This is a genomic window from Micromonospora craterilacus (assembly GCF_003236315.1).
Taxonomy (GTDB): domain Bacteria; phylum Actinomycetota; class Actinomycetes; order Mycobacteriales; family Micromonosporaceae; genus Micromonospora; species Micromonospora craterilacus.
This window is the reverse complement of the sequence record NZ_POTY01000564.1, coordinates 1-451: the sequence shown is the minus strand read 5'-3', so window position 1 is coordinate 451 and position 451 is coordinate 1. Positions and strand designations below refer to the sequence as shown.

At 74.9% G+C, this 451-nt stretch carries 1 pseudogene; it reads left to right on the top strand.

The features are described from left to right. Positions 1 to 451, top strand: a pseudogene (locus tag C1I95_RS35655) (2-polyprenyl-6-methoxyphenol hydroxylase); the annotation flags it as partial.

The following is a 451-nucleotide window of genomic DNA, read 5'->3' as shown; positions in this document are numbered from 1 at the left end:
GTCGCGCGCGAGCGGGGGCGTACGCAGCCGGACGGGGCGATGCGTCGGCCGGACGGTTCGGTGATCGCCACGTTGGACGTGGGGCGGATCCGGCGGCGGCACGGCGAGGGGGTGCGGCTGCTGTCGCGTCCGGCGCTGCTGGGGTTGCTGGCGGAGGCGCTGCCGGCGGGCACGGTGCGTTTCGGTTCCGTGGTGGCTGATCCGGTGGCGTTGGCCGACGGGTACGACGTGGTGGTCGGTGCGGACGGGATCCGCAGCGCGACCCGGGCGGCGATGTTCGGTGACCGGTATCCGTTGCGGTATGCGGGGGTGACGGCGTGGCGGGGCACGGTGCCGTTGGATGTGCCGGCCGGTGGCGAGACCTGGGGTCGGGGCCGCAAGTTCGGGGTGACGCCGCAGGCGTCGGGGGTGACGAACTGGTACGCGGCGGTGGCCGCGCCGGAGGCTGTCT